This window comes from Stenotrophomonas sp. WZN-1 (assembly GCF_002192255.1).
Lineage (GTDB): Bacteria > Pseudomonadota > Gammaproteobacteria > Xanthomonadales > Xanthomonadaceae > Stenotrophomonas.
On sequence record NZ_CP021768.1, the window covers coordinates 431,184 to 451,089 of the forward strand.

Below are 19,906 nucleotides of genomic sequence, written 5' to 3' on the forward strand. Positions count from 1 at the left end.
GCTCCGGTCAGGAATCCAGCAGGTGGTCGATCCGCTCCAGGTTCACCGCGAGCTGCTGCTGGCGGTCCGGATTGGCGTGGCAGAGCAGCACGAACAGGAAATCGAGCAGGGCGTGCATGGCACTACGGTACAGCAGCTGCGCGACCTGCGGCGTGCGGTCATGCGCACACACCACCAGTGCGGCATCAGCATGCGCGCGCAGCGGGTTGGCGGTGTGGCGAGTGATGGAAATCACCTTGCCGCCCATGTCCTGGAATTGCCGCGACAACTGTGAAAGCTGGGGCAGGTTGCCGAACTCGGAGAACACCAGCAGTGCATCGCCGGGACGTGCGGCCGAGAGGTTGGCCAGCATCAGGATCGGGTCGGTGTGTGGCACCACCAACAGGCCGAGCAGCGACAGCCGCATGGCGAACTCGCGGGCATACAGGCCGTCGTCACCCAGGCCGTACACGAACAGTTTGGGCGCGCCGTCGAGAAGGTGCACGATGCGCTCGATCTCCTCGCGTGGATTGGCCTGGCGGGTTTCCTCCTCGGCCTGGGCCTTGCTGCGGCGCAGGGCCTCGCCCAGGCGCAGGTAGTCATCGCCGCTGTCGGGTTCGCTGGGGGCCTGTTGTGGATCGGCACCGGCACGGGCGACGTCCTGGCCGATCGAGTACTTCAGGTCCGGGTAGCCCTTGAAGCCGAGTTTCTGGCTGAACTTCACCACGCTGGACTGGCTGATGCCCAGTGCGCTGGCCAGCTGCTGGGACGAGTAGTCGCGCAGCAGGTGGGCATTGTCGAGGATGAAGTCGGCGATGCGGCGCTCGATGGCCGACATCTGCCCGCGCTCGGAGCGGATCTTCAGCAGGGACGGCATGCGGGGAGTCCGGGGGGCTGTAAAGGCGTTGCGGTTGGCCGCTGAGAGCGTGTCATGGGGTGGGTCGGGCAGGTGGGGCTTGCAGGGGACGCCGTGAATCCGTCCATGGAGGCTTGGCCGCGCTTGCTCGTTTGCGCTGTCCTGCGCAAACGGCAAGACCGGGGTTGGGCTTCCTGCCCAACCCGCCCGAGGCATGCCTCGGGCCCATGGCGCGGACACCCCTGCAAGCCCCACCCGCCCGACCCCGGACACATCGCGCGCGTGCCAGCCGCGAAGGGGCTACGGGGTAGGGCAGAAGCAAGAGCAGATGCATCCACGCGTGGCGTGGATTTACTGGGTGCAGCTGTTGCTTTGGACGTTGAGTCCGCCTTCAAGCGAGCCGAGCACCGCAGGTCCGGCGAGGGCGAAGAGGCGCGGGTGTCTGAGCGCAGCGAGTTCCGCGCCGTCCCTCGCCGGACCGAGGAGCACAGGGCACCGACGTGCGCAGCACGTCGGCTCGCGGATGGCGGAACGTTTCTTTTGGTTACTTTTCTTTGCGCGCAAAGAAAAGTAACGCGCGACCCAGGATCAGTTGAGGACCAAGCCAGCCGCAAGGCGCACATCAACCCAGCATCTCCAGCCCGCGCACTTCGGTGATGCCCAGCCCCGGCACGTCGCTGATGCTGATCTCCGATTCGTTGAAATGCACGCCGCCGCTGACCGGGTCGAACTGGCCCAGCGAGGGGCCGTCGAGGTCGACCTTGGTGATCACATCGCTCTTGGCCACCGCCAGGTGCACGGCCGCAGCCACGCTGATGCTGGACTCGATCATGCAGCCGATCATGCACGGCACACCGTAGATACCGGCGATGTCGGCGATGCGGATCGCGTTGGACAGGCCGCCGGTCTTCATCAGCTTGATGTTGATGATGTCGGCCGCCCGCTGCTGGATCAGGTCCATCACCTGGCTCGGGCTGAACACGCTTTCGTCGGCCATCACCGCCGTGTTGACGCGATCGGTGACGTACTTCAGGCCGCTGATGTCAGCCGCCTTCACCGGTTGCTCCAGCAGCTCCAGCACCACGCCGGCCTCTTCCAGCGTACGCATCGCATGCACCGCCTGCTTGGCGGTCCAGCCCTGGTTGGCATCCAGTCGCAGCAGGGCGCGGCCTTCCACCGCCGCGTGGATCGCCTTGACCCGTTCGATGTCCAGGCCGATGTCCTTGCCGACCTTGATCTTCAGCGACTCGAATCCGCGCTCGATCGCCGACAGCGAATCGGCCACCATCTTGTCGATGTAGTCCACGCTGATGGTGATGTCGGTGGTGATCACCGGGTCGCCACCACCGAGCATCTGGTACAGCGGCGCACCGTGCAGCTGCGCCCACAGGTCGTACAGCGCGATCTCCACCGCGGCCTTGGCGCTGGTGTTGCGCTCCATCGCGGTCTGCACCAGCGTGCACAGATGGTTGAGGTTGACCACGTCCTGGCCGATCAGGCGCGGGGCGATGAAGTGGCGGATCGCTTCGATGATCGAGCCGTGGGTATCGCCGGTGATCACTGCAGTGGCCGGGGCTTCACCGTAACCGGTGTTGCCGGTGTCGGTGCGGATCAGCACCACCACGTCTTCCACGGTCTCCACCGTGCGCAGGGCGGTCTTGAACGGCGTCTTCAGCGGCACGCGCAGCATGCCCAGTTCGATGGCGGTGATCTTCATTCAGGAGTCTTGGCGCGCAGGCGCTGGATGTTGGTGATGCGGTCGATGTAGCGGACGGTATCGCTGGCCATCATCGGCTCCAGCGGCGTGACCGAAACACCATTGAGATGGGCCTGCACGCGCGTGCCGTCGGCACCGAACCAGCTGCCGCCCGCGGTATCGTGGATGACCCAGGTACGGCCGTCGACGTGGCCGATGGCCATCATCACGTGGCCGGGGATGTAGACCAGGTCGCCCACCTGCAGGTCGGTGACGGCGCGGTCGCGCACCGCCTTGCCGTCCTTGCCGGTGAACGGCAGCCGATCCAGCGCGGGGCTGACCGCCTGCGCACTGGTATTGCGCGGCAGCAGTACGCCGAAGCTGCGGTAGATCTCGGACACAAAGCCGCTGCAGTCGCGGGTGTCGTAGTCGTGGCCCCAGCCGTAGCGCTCGCCGAGGAACTTGAAGGCCTGCTGCAGCAGCAGGCGTGGGGTCAGCGGCAGGTAGTCGGCGGCGGTGTCCTGCGAACGTGGCAACAGCGCCGGCAACAGCTTCAACCGACCATCGGCTTCGCGTACGGGCAACTGCACCACCCACGACGCATGCGCCTGCTGGCCGTTCACCGGCTCTGACGCAGGCCAGTCGACCAGCACCGGCATGCGCACGCCCATGTCCAGCTGCAGGCGCGAGACGCGCGGTTCTTCCGGGGTGTAGGCGGTCTGCGCGGTGGCACCGGTGACGATCCGGTACGGGCCTTTGGCGCCATAGCCGAGCACGGTGGCCTTGTCGCCGCTGGCGATGGCATCGGCCTCGATCCACGCGCTGTAGCGCTCGCTGTGCACGAACAGCCAGTGGCCGTCGGCGCTGCGATGGACCACGGCAACCTTGTCGCCGGGGAACAGCGCCGATTCCTGGAAGCGGTCGATGTCGGTGTCACCGACGCTGCTGAAGACGCGTTCGCGGGTGGGGAAGGTGCGCAGTGCCGCGCGCTTCACCACCAGCCCATACTGCGGTCCCGTCCGGGCGGGAATCGCATCGAGGCCGAGGTTGGCTTCGATAGTGCTGCGCAGTGACGGCGCGATGGCCTGGCCCTTGTCGTTGTACAGGGTGCGGCTGGGCCAGCTCGACAGCGCGGTGATGCTGGCACGCACCGTCGCCGCATCAAGCTGGGCTGGCAATGCGGCGATGTCCTGGATGTGGCTGTCCTGTGCCCGCATCCGCGCGTTCTGTGCCTCGATCTGGCTGCGGTCCAGGATCGGCACGTCGGCGTTGTCCAGGCGCGCGGCCCAGTACTGCGGGGTGAGGTAAGCCTCGTGCAGGCCGATCACATAGGGCAGCGGTGCGCCGGGATCGGGTGCCGGGGCGGCCTGCGCAAAGGCCGGTGCGGCCAGCAGGCACAGGGCCAGGGTCAAGCGGCGTGGCCAATGCCGATGCCGTTCGCGGGAAGCCAGGATCATGCGCTGCACACCCTCCTTGAATGCCTGTTGGAATATTTATTCCTTTTGGCGTCGAAAGCAAGAATAAATTATTGACCGGCATCCCGGCCCCGTGTTACACAGCCGTTACCACCCGCGCTGGGGAAGTGTCGCTGTGGAGTCTGCCGTTCGCAAACCGCGTCTGTCTGCCGCCGCCGGCCTGTGTGCCGCGCTGCTGCTGTGGGCATGGTCGGCGGGAGCGGAGCCGCCGCCCTCGGCCATCCAGTTTGCGCGGGTCGTGCAGATGATCGACGCGGGAAGGTTCCTTGAAGCTCGCAGCGAACTGAACACCTGGTCGGCCGCCGACGCGGCGGAGCCTGGCGTCAGTTTCGAGGACATCGCGTTCCAGGAAGAACGCATGCGTCGCATCCGCCTGGATTTTTCGCTCGACGAAACCGCCGCCAAGTCTGCCGTGCGCCGCTGGATTCCCGACCTGACCGACGAGGAATTCGCGCGCTGGGACCAGCTTGGCCTGATCGAGCATCTCGATATCGATGGCACGCGTTGGTATTTCAAGCGCGCACCGTCGAACCTGTTCCTGCTCAGCGACGAAGCACGCGCACGCCGCCGCGCGGATGCACCGATGCCGGCGCCGGGTCCAAACGAGGTGCTCAACGCGCACCACGTACGCGTGCTTGCCGCAGCCGAAGAACGTGGCCAGGCGTCGGTGCTGCCGCAACGTATCGAAATCACCCAATCACTTACGGTGAAGGCCGATGCCGTGCCGGCCGGCGAAACCGTGCGTGCCTGGATTCCGTACCCGCGCGAGATCCCGGGACAGCAGGAGCAGGTGCAGTGGCTGGGCAGCAGCCCGGGCAAGGCGCGTGTCGCACCGGCCAGCACCTTGCAGCGCACGGCCTATCTGGAAGCCAAAGCGGTGGCCGGGCAGCCGACACGCTTCGAGATCCGCTACGCGGTGACGATCTTCGCCCGGCATACCGCGATCAACCCGGCCCAGGTGCAGCCAACCCCGGCCGATCCGGCCTTGAAGCCCTATCTGGCCGAGCAGCTGCCCCATGTGCGCTTCACCCCTGCGCTCAAGCTGTTCTCCGACCAGGTACTGCAGGGCGAGACGCGCCCGTATGAAGTGGTGCGCAAGCTGTTTGCTGCGGTCGACCGCATTCCCTGGGCCGGCGCGCGCGAATATTCCACGATCAGCAACATCAGCGATTACGCGCTGCGTGCCGGCCATGCCGACTGCGGCCAACAGACCCTGTTGCTGATCACGTTGCTGCGCATGAACGGCATTCCCGCGCGCTGGCAGTCGGGCATGGTGTTCTCCGACGATGGCAGTGGTTACAACAACCTGCATGACTGGGGCCAGGTCTACCTGGCGCCGTACGGTTGGCTGCCAATGGACGTGACCACCGGGGCGCTGGCCAGCGACGTGCCTGCACTGCGTGATTTCTACCTGGGTGGCCTCGACGGCTATCGCATCGCCTTCAACGATGATTTCGGCCAGCCCTTCGTGCCGGCCAAACAGCATTACCGCTCGGAAACGGTCGACTCGCAGCGTGGCGAGGCCGAGTGGGCAGGCGGCAACCTGTACTTCGACCAATGGAGCTACGACTTCCAGTGGCGGGTACTGCCAGCCAGGCAACGCTAGCGCGACACATCGCACTCCACACCATTCAATTCTTGCAGGAGAGAGCAGGGGATGAAGGCTTACAGCATAAAGCGGGCGGCGTTGTGCGTCGCCCTCGGGGCGTGTCTGGGCGTGATGCTGCCCGGCACCGCAATGGCGCAGAACGTGAGCGGCGCGGTGGCGGGCCGCGCCACCGCTGGTGACCAGGTGACCGTGGTCAGCAACAGCACGGGCCTGACCCGCTCTGTCACGGTCGGTGCCGATGGCAGCTATCGCCTGGGCCAGCTACCGGTGGGCGACTACCAGTTGCAGCTCAGCCGTGATGGCCAGAAGCTGGGTGATCAGGTTGCTGTCAGCGTCGCAATCGGCGGCACCACCACGGTCAATCTGGCAAGCGGCGGCGGCGTCACCAATCTCGATGCACTGCAGGTGGTCGGCACACGCGTGGTCAATCGCGTGGATGTCTATTCCACCGAAACATCCTTCAACATCAATCGACAGGAAATCTCGCGCCTTCCTGTGGCGCAGGACCTGTCTGCGGTCGCACTGATGGCGCCTGGCGTGGTCGGCGGCAACTCGTCGTTTGGTGGCTTGTCCTTCGCCGGCTCGTCGGTGGCTGAAAATGCCGTCTTCATCAATGGCCTGAATGTCACCGACATGTACACCCGTCGCGGCTTCAGTACCGCGCCGTTCGCCTTCTTCAAGGAGTTTCAGGTCAAGACCGGCGGATACTCGGTCGAGTTCGGCCGCTCCACCGGTGGCGTGATCAATGCGGTGACCCGTTCGGGCAGCAACGAGTTCGAAGGCGGCGTGGAAGTCACCGCTGAACCCAGTGCATGGCGCTCCAGCGGCGGCGACCACTTCCATCGTGATGGAACCCCGCATTCGTATGGCAGCCGCGACAACAACTCCTTCCTGAAGACCAACGTGTGGGGATCCGGCCCGATCATCAAGGACAAGCTGTTCCTGTTCGCGATGTACGAAGACCGCAGTGACAAAGGGCACAACACCTCGTCCGATGGCAGTACCTGGTTCAAGAATGATTCCGGCAACGGCTTCTGGGGCACCAAGCTGGACTGGAACATCAACGACAACCACAGCCTGGCGCTGCTGGCGTTCTCCGACGAAGGTGACGTCACCAACGCCTCGTATGGCTACAACTGGAACGCAGACCAGCTCGGTGCATGGGGCGGTGATTCAGTCACCGAGACGGGTGGTCGCAACTGGTCGGCCACCTATACCGGCCACTTCGGCCAGAACTTCACCGCCCGCGCCATGGTCGGCCAGAACAACCAGCGTGCGTTCACCAATTCGTCGCTGGATCAGGCCTGCAGCCCGGTATTCACCGACAGTACCTACGGCCCGCGCCTGGGCAAGCTGCAGGGCCTGCGCGCAGGCTGCCACCCCACCGGCACGGCAGTGGCCGAGCGTGACGATACCCGTGACGTGGCGCGACTGGACTTCGAATGGCAGCTGGGTGATCACCTGCTGCGCTTCGGTGTCGACCGTGAGCTGATGACCACAAAGCAGTCCACCCGCTACCCCGGTCCGACCGAGTTGAGCTACACGGCCTACGTAGCGCGACCTGGCGATGAAGTCTGGGACGGTGCCAATGCCTACGTGCCAGCAGGCGTTACCGAAATGCTGCGTGCGCGCAACCGCAAGTCGGGAGGCACGTTCGAGACTGAAGCCAATGCCTTCTACGTGGAAGACATCTGGAACATCACTCCGAACCTGATGCTCAACCTCGGCGTGCGCTGGGACCGTTTCGAAAACCGCACCGCCGCCGGCAAGGCGTTCATCAAGATGGACGACCTGATCGCGCCGCGTGTGGGCTTCTCGTGGGACATGCGCGGTGATGGCAGCACCAAGCTCTTCGGCAACGCCGGCCGCTACTACCTGCCGGTTACCAACAACATCAACGTGAACTTCGCCGGTGGTCTCACCGACGAATACAGCTATTACGTGCTCAATGGCTGGGAACAGAAGACCTCGCCGACAGGCTCGCCGTACATGGCACCGATCGTCGGCCAGCAGATCGGGCCGACCGACACCCGCATGAACACCGGCGGTGCCGACCTGCGCCAGAGCGTGGACCGCGATCTCAAGGCGGTCTACCAGGACGAGTACATCCTGGGCTTCCAGAACATGATCAACCAGGCGTGGTCCTGGGGCGTCAACGCCACCTATCGACGGATGACCCGTGCGCTGGATGACATCCGCATCAACTACACCCCGTGCGGCCCGACCCCGAGCACGCTGTGGCCGATTGCCAATCCGGGCGAGAGCCTGACAATCTGGGGCGACAAGAGCATCGGCTGCGCCAACGAAGGCTGGATCACCATCGATACCGCCAACAGCGGCTATCGCAAGGGCGGCAGCGGCGAGGTGATCGGTTACTCCAAGCCCAAGCGCACCTACAAGGGGCTGGAGTTCCAGATCGACCGTGCATGGGACGAGAAGTGGATGTTCAACGCGTCCTACCTGTGGTCGAAGAGTGAAGGCAACTTCGAAGGACCAGTGAACTCCGATACCAACTACGGTGATACCGGCATGGTCCAGTTCTGGGACCACCCCGCCACCAACGAGCGCTACGGCGTACTGTTCAACGACTTCCGCCACCAGTTCAAGCTGCGAGCTGCGTACGCACTGAACAAGCAATGGTCCTTCGGCACGACGTTGCAGGTGCAGTCCGGCGGCCCGATCACTGCGTATGGCGTGATGTGGCCAAACGACTCCATCGCCGGTGGCAGTACCTCCAGTGAAGGTAGTGGCGGTGGCACCGGTTGGCTGTGCGTGGCCAACTGCTCCGGCCCATACAACCAGCGACAGTTCGAGTACAGTCCGCGCGGCGCGTTCGGTCGCCTGCCATGGACGTGGACCATGGGCGCCAATGTGACGTGGCGTTTGCCGGTGGAGGGCATCGATCTCAGCGCACGGCTGTCGGTCTACAACCTGTTCAATAATCAGAAGACCATCAACGTGCACCAGCGCTATGAAGCGCAGCCCGGCCAGTACCGCGAGGCGACGTTCGCCACCGGGACGCGCTGGCAGGCTCCGCGCTATACACAGTTGGTGGTGACCTGGAATTTCTGAGGCTGCATCCCGTGCCGTCTGTGTGGGCGGCGCGGGCATTGGAAGGGAAGCGTGCATGCATCATCTGCTGATCCTCGCAGCGGCACTGGCCGCACCCTCCGCATTGGCGATCGACACCGCTTCAATTGATGCCGATGTCGCCGCCGTGGTTCGCGCCGAACATCTCCCCGGGCTTGCGATGGCGGTGGTCGAGAACGGACAGGTGGTCTATCGCCATGCTGAAGGTAAGCGTGGCGATGGCGGCCGCATCGACGAGGACACGCTGTTCAAGATCGCCTCCAACAGCAAGGCGATGACCGCCGCACTGCTGGCGCGGCTGGTGCAGCAGGGCAGGCTGCGCTGGGACGATCCGGTGCAGCGCCATCTGCCGGGCTTCCGCATGCACGATGCATGGGTGGGGCAGCAGATGCAGGTGCGCGACCTGCTGATCCACAACAGCGGTCTCGGTCTGGGCGCCGGTGACCTGATGCTGTGGCCAGAACCGAACACGTTCTCCCGTGCCGACATCATCGCCGGGCTGGCACACCTGAAGCCGGTCAGCAGTTTCCGCAGCCGTTATGCCTACGACAACCTGATGTATGTGGTGGCCGGTGAGGTGGCCGCTGCGGCCGCTGGCAAGCCGTACGACCAGTTGATGCGCGAACAGGTGTTCGAACCACTCGGCATGACGCGCTGCCAGGTAGGGGCGTGGTCGGTGAAGCGCGTGGGCAACGTGGCGCAGCCGCACGCCTGGCGCGGTGATCGCCATGAGGTCGTGAACGCAGACGGTGCGATCAGCCCGGACCTGACCTCGATGGCGGCAGGCGGCATCCGCTGTTCACTGCGCGACATGACGCGCTGGATGCAGGTGCTGCTGGATCCTGCGCTGGTGCCGGACTGGCTGGGCAGCGAGCAGCGGCGCACGCTGTGGACCCTGCACATGCCGATGCCGTTGGATGAACGCCAGCGGCGCTGGGACAACGCGCATTTCTACGGCTATGGCTATGGCTGGCGTGTGTCGGACATGGACGGGCAGTGGAAGGTAGCGCATACCGGCACGCTGTCGGGCATGTACTCGTCGCTGGCGCTGCTGCCCGACCGGAAGGTGGGTGTGGTGATGCTGATCAACGGTGAAGGTGAGGATGCGCGTACCGCGTTGATGCAGGCCGCGCTGAAGCGCTTCACCGCCCCCGACGATGCGCGTCCGGCGATGGCGTACCTGGTCGAACTGCAGGCGGACCAGGCCGCTCGTGCGGCAACCGGGCATCAGCGACCTGTGACTTCGGATGCACAGCGACTCACGGCTTCCGATCTGCAGCGCTCGCGGGGCCGCTACATGGATCCGTGGCTGGGCCCGGCCTCGCTGTGCCCGGGCAAGGACGGCCTGCGTTTCAGCGTGGACAGGTCGCCCCGACTGCAGGGAGCAGTGCTGCAGCTGCAGGGGCGCTGGCTGCTGCGCTGGGATACGCTGGGCGAAGACGCACAGGCCTGGTTGCAGCCGGGTGACGGTGCGCCGCCCACACTGGACCTGCGCGCCATCGACCCGGACATCGACTTCAGCTATGACTTCCAGGACCTGCACTTCACTCGTACTGGCGACTGCCCTGGCAGCGAGCGCCAGCGCCGCTGAGCCGCCGCGCGTTTCGCCGGCGATCGATGCCGCCAGCGCCGGCCTAGTCGAGATCCGTTCGCTGTCGCCACGCATCGAGATGGACATCCGCTACGCCGGCACCAACAACTTCACCGGCGCGCGCGTACCGGGCTACGAGGCGCCCTCGTGCTACCTGCTGGCGCCGGTGGCGAAGGCGCTGGCGCAGGTGGAACAGGACCTGCGTGCGGATGGATTCGGCCTGCGGATCTACGACTGCTACCGGCCGGTGCGCTCGGTGCAGGCCTTCATGGCCTGGGTGAACGACCCGCGCGAGCGCTCGCGCAAGGCATTGCAGTACCCGGATCTGGACAAGCCGCGGCTGCTGGCCGACGGCTACATCGCCGAGCGCTCCGGCCATAGCCGCGGCGCCACGGTGGATCTTGGGCTGCTGGATTGCCGCAGCGGTGCATGTGCGCCGTTGGACATGGGCACAGATTTCGATTTCTTTGGCCCGCGCGCGCATACGCAGACGAGCGGGCTGAGCGATGCGCAGCAGGCGAACCGCCAGCAGCTGGTGCGCGCGATGGCGCGGCGGGGCTTCGCCAACTATCCGCAGGAGTGGTGGCACTACACCCTGCAGCCCGAGCCGGACCCGGGCACCGCATACGACGTCCCCGTGCGGTAGGGATATCGGCAGAGGGTCGCTGCTGTTGGTAGGTGTCGACCTTGGTCGACACGGTAGATCCACGCCATGCGTGGATGCTCTTCGTTCAATCGTCGAGATATTCGATTTCGATGGAGATCCATCCACGCATGGCGTGGATCTACCGTGGCTACCGGATCGGGTCCGGGGCAGATCCCTTACACTGGCCGTCTCTTCATCCCAGCCCGCCCGATGAACCTTCCCCTGCACTTCGGCCTGCTCGGCACCCTCGAAGCTGGCGCCATCGCGCTGCTGGTCGGCCTGCTGGTGTACTTCCTGTGGTCACAGCTGTGCCGGCTTCTGCACTGGACGGTCGGCCACGCCATCGGCTGGTCGTGTGTCATCGCCGTGATCATCTCCGCCGGTATCGATGCATGGAAGCTCTTTTACATGGGCATCGTGCGGCTGGAGTCGCCGCTGTACGCGCGCCTGTTCCTCGCCACCATCCACGATCCGAATGAACTCGGCAGCCGCGTAGTGCTGGAAATCGCCGGCGCGCTCGCCGGTGTCGCCCTGGGATGGGTATTGTTCAGTTCGCGGTCATTGGAAAAAACCGTCGACTGACGCAGGTTTTTCGTTGCCTGCCGGTTAAATCCAGAGGCGCTGAATGCGCATCTTATGAGCCGCTCACTCCCCGCTAACCAGTGCGCTAATGCATGTGCGTGAGCCAGTGGTTAATCGTGCGTGTTGACGCCGGTCGCGGCCCCAAATCGATTCAGAAAGGCGGTGGCAGGGTAGGTGCCGTGCGGAAACAACAGGCCGCGCAACACCACCCAATTAGGTAGGAGACACCCCTGATGACTATTCGCAACCGCAAGCCCCTGATCGCCCTGATCGTCGCCGCCGGCAGCGTGCTGGCCATCCCGGCGATGGCCCAGTCGGCCAAGCAGCAGGCCGCGCAGGCCCAGAATGAGGCCGCGCAGGCGCAGCAGTCGGCGGCACAGGCCGGGCAGGCGGCTGACCAGGCGACCAACGCGGCCGCAGCGGCTTCGGCACAGGCCAATGGCGGTGGCCAGACCTGGGCCAGCATCGATACCGATGGCAACGGCACCATCAGCAAGTCCGAGGCGCAGGTGAACGCTGGCCTCGCCCAGGTGTTCGACCAGGCCGATACCAACAAGGACGGCGAGCTGAGCGCCGATGAGTACAAGGCCTACGTGGCCGCGCAGCAGGCCGGCGCGGGTGCCGGCGCGGCGCAGGGCCGCTGATCCAGACCTGATTCGGGAAGACCGGTGCATGGGGACCCGGGCGGCTGCGGCCGCCCGGGTTTTTCTCGTCATCGCCGCCCCTGTATCCTTGGCCGATGAACACCCCCACGCCTGCGCCGTCGCGCGCCATCGGCCTGGTCGGTTTTGACGGTGACGATACGCTGTGGAAGAGCGAGGACTACTACCGCAAGGCCGAGCAGGATTATCTTGACCTGCTGTCGCGCTACGTCGACGTGCATGACACGCAGACCGCGCGCCACCTGCTGGAGGTGCAGCAGCGCCACCTGGGCACCTTCGGTTACGGCGTGAAGAGCATGACGCTGTCAATGATCGAAGCGGCCATCGACATCACCGGCCAGCGCATCGAGGCCAAGGACATCCAGCGCATCCTGGAGATCGGCCACGACACCCTGCGCCACCCGGTCGAGCTGATCGACGGCGTGCGCGAAGCCGTGGCGGCCATCGCCGAGCACTACCCGGTGGTGTTGATCACCAAGGGCGACCTGTTCCACCAGGAAGCCAAGATCAAGGTCGCCAACCTCGGCGAGCTGTTCCCGCGCATCGAGATCGTCTCGGAGAAAGACCCGGAAACCTACGCCCGCGTGCTGGCCGAATTCGATCTGCCGATGCAGCAGTTCGTGATGGTCGGCAACTCGCTGCGTTCGGATATCGAGCCGGTGGTCACCCTGGGTGGCTGGGGCGTGCATACGCCGTACGCAGTGACCTGGGCCCACGAGACCCAGCACGGCGTGGCCGACGACGAACCGCGCATGGTCACCGCCGATACGGCCCACGACTGGCCGGCGGCACTGGCGGCGATCGAGGCCAAGGCCGCAGCGGCGGCCTGACAGGGCCCGGCGGCTGCGGCAGAATCGGAGCATGAACGTCCGACTGCGCGCACTGTTGTTGTCCCTGATGCTGGTGCCGGCCACCGTGCTGGCCCAGCAGACCGCCGAGCGTTCGGCGGCCTACGCGGTGGAAACCGGTGACAGCTGGGTCGATGCCCAGCTGCAGGACATCAACCACTACGCCGAACGCTACCCCGACGCCTTCCTCGACGAGGTGTCGCGCTACGCCGACGTACCACGCGGGTATGTCAGCGCGCTGTTCACCACCCATGGCTGGCAGGCCGGGGATATCTATTTCGCCTGCTTCTGGGCCAAGGCCAGCGGCCAGACCTGCCGCGATAGCGTGCGCGCCTTCAGCCAGGACCCGGCCGGCGGCTGGGAGGCGGTGGTGAAGCGGATGCCGGCCAAGTCGGAGAACCTGCACTACCGCGCGCTGCGCCACGCCATCGTGGCCAGCTACCAGCACTGGGACCGGCCGATCACCCTGGATGCCACCCTGAAGCGCCAGCTCAAGCGGTAGTGCCGAGCTGCGCCTGGTGGGTGCGAACCTTGGTTCGCACTGATCTGTCAGGGGCCAGTGCAGAAGCAGCGCGAACCAAGGTTCGCACCCACCAGGCCTACCTGGGCCAGGCGTCATGTTGCTGTGCATATCGCCGCCGCGGCGCGCTCCGGCGACAATACGGGTTCGAGCTGTTCCCCGTTCCCGTAATCGAGTGACTGATGAGCGCCTCTTTCGTTTCGCCTGATGTGATCCGCCGCCTGTTCGCGCAGGCCATGTCCCGCATGTACCGCACCGAAGTGCCGCTGTACGGCACGCTGGTGGAACTGGTGGAGCGGATCAACGCGCAGGTGCTGGAGCAGGACCCGGCGCTGGCCGCGCAGCTGCTGCGCAACGACGAGCGTGCGCGCCTGGATGAAGAGCGCCATGGCGCGATCCGCGTCGGCACCGTGCAGGAACTGGCGACGCTGCGCCGCCTGTTCGCGGTGATGGGCATGTTCCCGGTCGGCTACTACGACCTGTCGGTGGCCGGCGTGCCGGTGCACTCCACCGCGTTCCGGCCGCTGACGGGCGCCGCGCTGGCGCAGAACCCGTTCCGCGTGTTCACCTCGCTGCTGCGCCTGGAGCTGATCGAAGACGAAGCGCTGCGTGCCGAATCGGCGCGCATCCTCGAACGCCGCCGCATCTTCACCGACGGCGCGCTGGCGCTGATCGACCAGGCCGAGCGTGATGGCGGGCTGTCGCAGGCCGATGCCGAGCGTTTCGTCGATGAAGCACTGGAAACCTTCCGCTGGCACGGCGATGCCACCGTCGACCTGCCGACCTACCACGCCCTGCACAACGCGCATCGGCTGGTGGCCGACGTGGTCAGCTTCCGTGGCCCGCACATCAACCACCTGACCCCGCGCACGCTGGATATCGACGCAGCGCAGGCGGCGATGATCGAGCATGGCATGGCCGCCAAGGCGGTGATCGAAGGCCCGCCGCGCCGTGCCTGCCCGATCCTGCTGCGGCAGACCAGCTTCAAGGCGCTGGAAGAAGCCGTGCATTTCCCGGACAGCGAGGGTGGCGATGCCGGCACCCATACCGCGCGCTTCGGCGAGATTGAACAACGTGGCCTTGCGCTGACCCCAAAGGGCCGCGCGCTGTACGACCAGCTGCTGGCGCAGGCACGCGATGCCGGTGGCGAAGGCAGCACCGGCGGCGACTACGGCCAGCGCCTGCAGGCGGTGTTCGCCAGCTTCCCGGATGACCATGACACGCTGCGCCAGGAAGGCCTGGGCTATTACCGCTACCAGCTGACCGACGCCGGCCGCGCCGCGCCGGAGCGCGTGGCTGATCTGCCGGCCGAAGTGCTGGTGGCTGCCGGCCTGGCCACCGCCGACCCGATCGTCTACGAGGATTTCCTGCCGGTCAGTGCCGCGGGCATCTTCCAGTCGAACCTGGGCGGTGAAGAGCAGCGCGCCTATGCCGCGCATGCGAACCGCGAGGCCTTCGAGCAGGCCTTGGGCGTGGCGGTGAATGACGAGTTCGAGATCTACGAGCGGCTGCAGGCCGAATCGCTGGCGGCGCTGCGCACCTGATCCAGGACATCCGCCGGGCATGGCCCGGCGCTACCAAGGTGCGCTGCGCGGTAGCGCCGGGCCCTGCCCGGCGAGCGCGTAGCGCGGGCTTCAGCCCTTCATCGTGCCGGTATCCAGCCAGCGCTGGTGCCACGACAGCGCTTCCGGCAGCAGGTGCGGGGTGTGCTTGCCGTAGCTCTCGCGGCTGGCACGGTCGAAGTAGTCCTGCAGCTGCGGACGGAAATCCGGGTGCGCGCAGTTGTCGATCAGCACCTGCGCGCGCTTGCGCGGGGTCAGGCCACGCAGATCAGCCAGGCCCTGCTCGGTCACGATCACCGACACGTCGTGTTCGGTGTGGTCGACATGGCTGGCCATCGGCACGATCGCCGAGATGGTGCCGTTCTTCGCGGTGGACGGGCTGAGGAACGCCGACAGGAAACCGTTGCGGGCGAAGTCACCGGAACCGCCAATACCGTTCATGATCCGCGTGCCCATCACGTGCGTCGAATTGACGTTGCCGTAGATGTCCACCTCGATCATGCCGTTCATGCCGATGCAGCCAAGGCGGCGCACCAGTTCCGGATGGTTGGAGATTTCCTGCGTGCGCATGATGATGCGTTCGCGGTAGAAATCGATGTGTTCCTTGAACGTCTCGTTGGCCTGCGGGCTCAGTGCGAAGCCGGTGCACGAGGCGTAGCTCAGCACGCCGTCGCGCAGCAGGTCGAGCATGCCGTCCTGGATCACCTCGGTGAACGCGGCCAGGTCGCGGAAACCGCTCTTGGCCAGGCCGGCCAGCACCGCGTTCGGGATGTTGCCCACGCCCGATTGCAGCGGCAGCAGGTTCGGCGGCAGGCGGCCCTTCTTCACCTCGTGCTTGAGGAACTCGATCAGGTGCGAGGCGATCTGCTCGCTGGTCGCATCGATCGGGCTGAACGGGCTGTTGCGGTCCGGGCCGTTGGTGCGCACCACGGCCACGATCTTGTCCGGGTCGCAGCGCAGCGCGGTGTCGCCGATGCGGTCGTTGGCGTTCACCAGCGGAATCGGCTTGCGGTGCGGCGGCAGCGCCGTGCCGTAGTAGATGTCATGCATGCCGTCGACGCCGGCCGGCTGCCATTCGTTGACCTCGACGATCACCTTCTTCGCCAGGTCCAGCCAGGTCTTGTTGTTGCCCACCGAGGTGGAGGGCACCAGCGAGCCATCCTCGCGGATGGCCGAGACTTCGATCACGGCGGTATCGATCTCGCCGTAGAAGCCAAACCACACGTGCTGGGCCACGTGGCTGAGGTGGATGTCGATGTAATCCAGCTTGCCCTCGTTGATGCGGTTGCGCGCATCCGGGTCGCTCTGGAACGGCATGCGCATGGCGATGCCATCGGCCTTGGCCAGCGCGCCATCAAGCTCCGGCGCGGTGGAGGCGCCGGTCATCAGCTTGATCTGGAAGGGCTGGCCCTGGGCGTGCACCGCTTCGATGCGGCGCGCCAGTTCCACGGGAACGGCCTTGGGATACCCGGAGCCGGTAAAGCCGCTCATGGCCACGGTTTCACCGGGCTGGATCAGCGCGGCTGCGGCCTCGGCGGAGACCACGCGGTCACGGAGACGCGCGTTGGCGATGCGATCAACAGACATGACGACAGTGTTTCTGGGGGGAAAGCCGATTATCGGCCATCCTCATCCGTACGGGGGGTTCTACCTTCGTGGAATGGCTTTTCCCTGCAGGGGTCACCCATACCCACCGGTTTTGTTTTGCAGTGCAGCGTGCAAAGTGCTTTCGCAGCCCGCACGATGGCCCTGCATCCCGACGTGGGGGAGGGAGCAGAGCCCGCTGGCAGTTCGCTGCAAGCGGGCTTTTTTATTGCCTGTCGCCCAGTATGAATGCGCGGTCCTCATTATCGGTAGTGCCGGCCGCTGGCCGGCAACTGCGGGAGGCTGCGGCGGAATCATCGGATCTGCCGGCCAGCGGCCGGCACGACCGGGTCGATACAATCAGCCCATGACCCTCGCCCCCGCTGACCTGCCCGCCTCCCTGCAGCCCCTTGTCGACCGCGCGCTGGCGCGTCTGGCCCAGGTGCTGCCCGAGCCCGTTCCTGCCGACCTGTTGCCGTTGCTGACCCGGCTGGCGGTGGCCAGCGACTTCGCGCTGGACACCCTCGTGCGGCAACCGGCCTTGCTGGCACAGCTGGCCGCGCCCGGCTGCCCGCCGATCCCGGCGCCGGTGCTCGATCCGCTGCAGCCCAGCGACTGGCCGGCGCAGATCCGGCGCTGGCGCACCGCGATGTCCACGCGGCTGATCTGGCGCGACCTGACCGGCCTGGACGACGTGGCGCAGACCCTGGCCGGCGCCACCGCTTTGGCCGAAGATTGCCTGCGGCTGGCACTGGACGCCCTGCAGCAGGAATTCGCCCAACGCCACGGCGTGGTCCGCGATGGCGAAGGCGCGCCGCAGCAGCTGGTGGTGTTCGGCCTCGGCAAGCTCGGCGGTGGCGAGCTCAACTTCAGTTCCGATGTGGATCTGGTCTACGCCTATCCGCAGGGCGGTGAATCCGATGGACCGCGTCCGTTGGCTGCCGAGGAGTACTTTGCTCGCCTCGGCCAGCGCCTGGCCAAGCTGCTGGACGAAACCACCGTCGATGGCTTCAGCCACCGCGTCGACCTGCGCCTGCGCCCGTTCGGCAGCGCCGGTCGCGTCGCGCTGTCGTTCGCGGCGATGGACCAGTACTTCCAGCGCGAGGGCCGCGACTGGGAACGCTACGCCTGGCTGAAGGCGCGCGCAGTGGCCGGCGACATTGATGCCGGTGAAACGTGGCTGCAGACCCTGCGCCCGTTCGTGTACCGCCGCTACCTGGACTTCACCGCACTCGACGGCCTGCGCGAGATGAAGGCGGCGATCACCGCCGAAGTCGCGCGCCGCGAACTGCACGACGACATCAAGCGCGGCGCCGGTGGCATCCGCGAAATCGAATTCCTGTGCCAGGCGCTGCAGCTGATCCGCGGTGGCCGTGAGCCGGCGCTGCGCGAGCGCCGCCTGCTGGTGGCGCTGGACGCGCTGGTGGCCGGCGGGCAGATCGCGCCCGAGGATGGCAGCGCACTACGCGAGGCCTACCTGTTCCTGCGCCGGTTGGAGAACCGCCTGCAGATGCTGCGCGATGCACAGACCCACGTGCTGCCCGGCGACATGCTGGACCGCGAGCGCATCGCCGTCGGCCTCGGCTACCCGGACTGGGAGGTGCTGCGCGCGGCACTGGCCGTGCAGCAGCAGCGGGTCAGTACCGAATTCGCCGCGCTGCTGGCGCCGCGCAAGGGCCAAGCCGCGCCCGATGCACTGGCCAACTACTGGCGCAGCCTGCCCGAAGGCAGCAATGCGCCGCTGCTGGCCGAAGCCGGTTTCCTCGATGCCAATGGCGCCGACCAGTCGCTGCGCGATTTCGCGCAGGGCACCGGCGTGAAGTCGTTGTCCGATGCCGCGCGTGCGCGGCTGGATCGCGTGCTGCCCGCGTTGCTGCATGCGGCCACGCGTTCGCCGCAGCCCGATGCTGCGCTCAAGCGCGTGCTTGGCCTGCTGCAGGCGGTGCTGCGCCGGACCAGTTATCTCGCGCTGCTGGACGAACAACCGAGCGCATTGGCGCGTCTGGTCGATGTGCTGGCGCGCAGCGCGCTGCTGGCCGAGCGACTGGCCGCGTACCCGCTGCTGCTGGACGAACTGCTGGACGTGCGCGTGTCCGGGCCGATGCCCGATGCCGCCGGCATGCTGGCCGAGTGCCAGCAGGTGCTGGCGGTGGAAGATCCCGAATCCGCACTGCGCTGGCTCAACGAGACGCGGCTGGCACTCAGCTTCCGCATGGCGATGGCCACGCTGGACGGCCGCCAGGGCGCGGTGGACAGCACGCGGCAACTGGCCGAACTGGCGCAGGCGGTGGTGGTCACCGTGCTGGCGATGGCCGAGGCGGACATGCGCGCCGCACACGGCGAGATTCCCGGTGGTCGTTTCGCGATCATCGGCTATGGCAGCCTCGGTGGGCTTGAACTGGGCTTCGGTTCCGACCTGGACCTGGTATTCCTGCACGACAATCCGGCCGGCGTGGATGCCAGCGATGGCGCGCGTCCGCTGGAGCCGGGGCGCTGGTATGCGCGCCTGGCGCAGAAGGTGATGGCGCTGCTTGGTGCGGTCACCGCTGCCGGGCGTCTGTACGACATCGACGTGCGCCTGCGCCCGGATGGCGGCAAGGGTTCGCTGGTGTCTTCGCTGGCCAGTTACACCGAATACCAGCGTGAACGCGCGTGGACCTGGGAACACCAGGCGCTGGTGCGCGCGCGTGGCGTGGCCGGCGATGCCAGCCTGCTGGCCGACTTCGAGCAGGTGCGTGCGCAGACGCTGGGCCGCGAACGCGATGCCGGTGTGCTGTATGCCGACGTGTTGAAGATGCGTGGGCGCATGCGCACCGAACTGGACCGCAGCGATGCCGCGCGGCTGGACCTGAAGCAGGGTGCTGGCGGCGTGGTGGACCTGGAGTTCCTGCTGCAGACCGGTGTGCTTGCGCGCAGTGCGCAGCACGTGGCGTTGCTGCAGCCGCGCGATACGCCATCGTTGATCGATGCGTTGGCGGTTGTTGGTTTCCTGCCGGAAGACACCGCGCAGGCGCTGCATGCAGCGCATGCCACATTGCTGGAGGTAGGCCTGGCCTGCACGCTGGACCGGCGCCCGCGACTGGCCCCGACCACGCCCGCGATTGAAGAGGCGTGTGCGGCGATTACGGCGGCGTGCAGAGTTGCGGAGCTGCCGTTCGCCTGACAGCCAGAACAAAGCATCATCGGAGCAATGATCTGGCCGTTGT

Annotated in this window: 14 protein-coding genes; 10 read left to right on the top strand and 4 right to left on the bottom strand. The window is 66.3% G+C overall.

Features of this window, described 5'->3' with window-relative positions:
* Positions 1-7 precede the first annotated feature (7 nt).
* From CCR98_RS01960 to CCR98_RS01970, 3 genes are all read right to left on the bottom strand, one after another.
* Positions 8-856, bottom strand: coding sequence for a MurR/RpiR family transcriptional regulator (locus tag CCR98_RS01960; RefSeq protein ID WP_087921304.1), 849 nt, complete (start codon positions 854-856; stop codon positions 8-10).
* A 601-nt stretch (positions 857-1,457) separates the two neighbouring features.
* Positions 1,458-2,552, bottom strand: a complete 1,095-nt coding sequence (locus CCR98_RS01965; protein WP_087921305.1) for a dipeptide epimerase — start codon at positions 2,550-2,552, stop codon at positions 1,458-1,460.
* A complete protein-coding gene (locus CCR98_RS01970; RefSeq protein ID WP_087924123.1) occupies positions 2,549-3,988 on the bottom strand; it encodes an SH3 domain-containing protein in 1,440 nt (479 codons plus the stop codon). Before CCR98_RS01970 ends, CCR98_RS01965 begins: the two co-directional genes overlap by 4 nt.
* A 133-nt stretch (positions 3,989-4,121) precedes the next feature.
* Here CCR98_RS01970 and CCR98_RS01975 point away from each other — a divergent pair, with 133 nt between their 5' ends.
* The 9 genes from CCR98_RS01975 (at position 4,122) to CCR98_RS02015 (ending at position 15,098) form a co-directional block, all read left to right on the top strand.
* Positions 4,122-5,612: a transglutaminase domain-containing protein gene (locus tag CCR98_RS01975; RefSeq protein ID WP_087921306.1), complete on the top strand. Its 1,491-nt coding sequence runs from the start codon at positions 4,122-4,124 to the stop codon at positions 5,610-5,612.
* Between the two features lie 51 nt (positions 5,613-5,663).
* The gene (locus tag CCR98_RS01980; protein ID WP_087921307.1) at positions 5,664-8,687 is read left to right on the top strand and encodes a TonB-dependent receptor; all 3,024 of its coding nucleotides are present in this window, start codon (positions 5,664-5,666) and stop codon (positions 8,685-8,687) included.
* Between the two features lie 55 nt (positions 8,688-8,742).
* Positions 8,743-10,296 carry a serine hydrolase domain-containing protein gene (locus tag CCR98_RS01985; RefSeq protein ID WP_087921308.1) on the top strand — a complete coding sequence of 518 codons (1,554 nt, stop codon included), beginning with the start codon at positions 8,743-8,745 and terminating at the stop codon, positions 10,294-10,296.
* Positions 10,229-10,942, top strand: a complete 714-nt coding sequence (locus tag CCR98_RS01990) for a M15 family metallopeptidase (protein ID WP_087921309.1) — start codon at positions 10,229-10,231, stop codon at positions 10,940-10,942. Before CCR98_RS01985 ends, CCR98_RS01990 begins: the two co-directional genes overlap by 68 nt.
* 210 nt (positions 10,943-11,152) lie before the next feature.
* Positions 11,153-11,524, top strand: coding sequence for a hypothetical protein (locus tag CCR98_RS01995; RefSeq protein WP_087921310.1), 372 nt, complete (start codon positions 11,153-11,155; stop codon positions 11,522-11,524).
* Between the two features lie 233 nt (positions 11,525-11,757).
* Entirely contained in the window at positions 11,758-12,168 is a 411-nt protein-coding gene (locus CCR98_RS02000) for an EF-hand domain-containing protein (protein WP_087921311.1), read from the top strand.
* Positions 12,169-12,263: 95 nt separating this feature from the next.
* Entirely contained in the window at positions 12,264-13,016 is a 753-nt protein-coding gene (locus CCR98_RS02005) for an HAD family hydrolase (protein WP_087921312.1), read from the top strand.
* A 31-nt stretch (positions 13,017-13,047) separates the two neighbouring features.
* Positions 13,048-13,536 (top strand): hypothetical protein, encoded by a 489-nt coding sequence (locus CCR98_RS02010; RefSeq protein ID WP_087921313.1) that lies wholly within the window; start codon positions 13,048-13,050, stop codon positions 13,534-13,536.
* Between the two features lie 200 nt (positions 13,537-13,736).
* Positions 13,737-15,098, top strand: a complete 1,362-nt coding sequence (locus CCR98_RS02015; RefSeq protein ID WP_087921314.1) for a VOC family protein — start codon at positions 13,737-13,739, stop codon at positions 15,096-15,098.
* 90 nt (positions 15,099-15,188) lie between these two features.
* On the opposite strand, the gene CCR98_RS02020 is transcribed toward CCR98_RS02015, so the two are convergent.
* The gene (locus CCR98_RS02020) at positions 15,189-16,703 is read right to left on the bottom strand and encodes an acetyl-CoA hydrolase/transferase family protein (RefSeq protein WP_014035763.1); all 1,515 of its coding nucleotides are present in this window, start codon (positions 16,701-16,703) and stop codon (positions 15,189-15,191) included.
* Positions 16,704-17,067: 364 nt separating this feature from the next.
* On the opposite strand from CCR98_RS02020, the gene glnE reads away from it, so the two are divergent.
* On the top strand, positions 17,068-19,863 hold the full coding sequence (gene glnE, locus CCR98_RS02025) for a bifunctional [glutamate--ammonia ligase]-adenylyl-L-tyrosine phosphorylase/[glutamate--ammonia-ligase] adenylyltransferase (protein WP_087921315.1): 2,796 nt from the start codon (positions 17,068-17,070) through the stop codon (positions 19,861-19,863).
* Positions 19,864-19,906 lie beyond the last annotated feature (43 nt).

Bases quoted from the DNA above. Each gene is read 5' to 3' on its own strand.
- CCR98_RS01960 (WP_087921304.1), bottom strand. From the start codon at position 856: ATGCCGTCCCTGCTGAAGATCCGCTCCGAGCGCGGGCAGATGTCGGCC.
- CCR98_RS01965 (WP_087921305.1), bottom strand. From the start codon at position 2,552: ATGAAGATCACCGCCATCGAACTGGGCATGCTGCGCGTGCCGCTGAAG.
- CCR98_RS01970 (WP_087924123.1), bottom strand. From the start codon at position 3,988: ATGATCCTGGCTTCCCGCGAACGGCATCGGCATTGGCCACGCCGCTTG.
- CCR98_RS01980 (WP_087921307.1), top strand. From the start codon at position 5,664: ATGAAGGCTTACAGCATAAAGCGGGCGGCGTTGTGCGTCGCCCTCGGG.
- CCR98_RS01985 (WP_087921308.1), top strand. From the start codon at position 8,743: ATGCATCATCTGCTGATCCTCGCAGCGGCACTGGCCGCACCCTCCGCA.
- CCR98_RS01990 (WP_087921309.1), top strand. From the start codon at position 10,229: ATGACTTCCAGGACCTGCACTTCACTCGTACTGGCGACTGCCCTGGCA.
- CCR98_RS01995 (WP_087921310.1), top strand. From the start codon at position 11,153: ATGAACCTTCCCCTGCACTTCGGCCTGCTCGGCACCCTCGAAGCTGGC.
- CCR98_RS02000 (WP_087921311.1), top strand. From the start codon at position 11,758: ATGACTATTCGCAACCGCAAGCCCCTGATCGCCCTGATCGTCGCCGCC.
- CCR98_RS02005 (WP_087921312.1), top strand. From the start codon at position 12,264: ATGAACACCCCCACGCCTGCGCCGTCGCGCGCCATCGGCCTGGTCGGT.
- CCR98_RS02010 (WP_087921313.1), top strand. From the start codon at position 13,048: ATGAACGTCCGACTGCGCGCACTGTTGTTGTCCCTGATGCTGGTGCCG.
- CCR98_RS02015 (WP_087921314.1), top strand. From the start codon at position 13,737: ATGAGCGCCTCTTTCGTTTCGCCTGATGTGATCCGCCGCCTGTTCGCG.
- CCR98_RS02020 (WP_014035763.1), bottom strand. From the start codon at position 16,703: ATGTCTGTTGATCGCATCGCCAACGCGCGTCTCCGTGACCGCGTGGTC.
- glnE (WP_087921315.1), top strand. From the start codon at position 17,068: ATGACCCTCGCCCCCGCTGACCTGCCCGCCTCCCTGCAGCCCCTTGTC.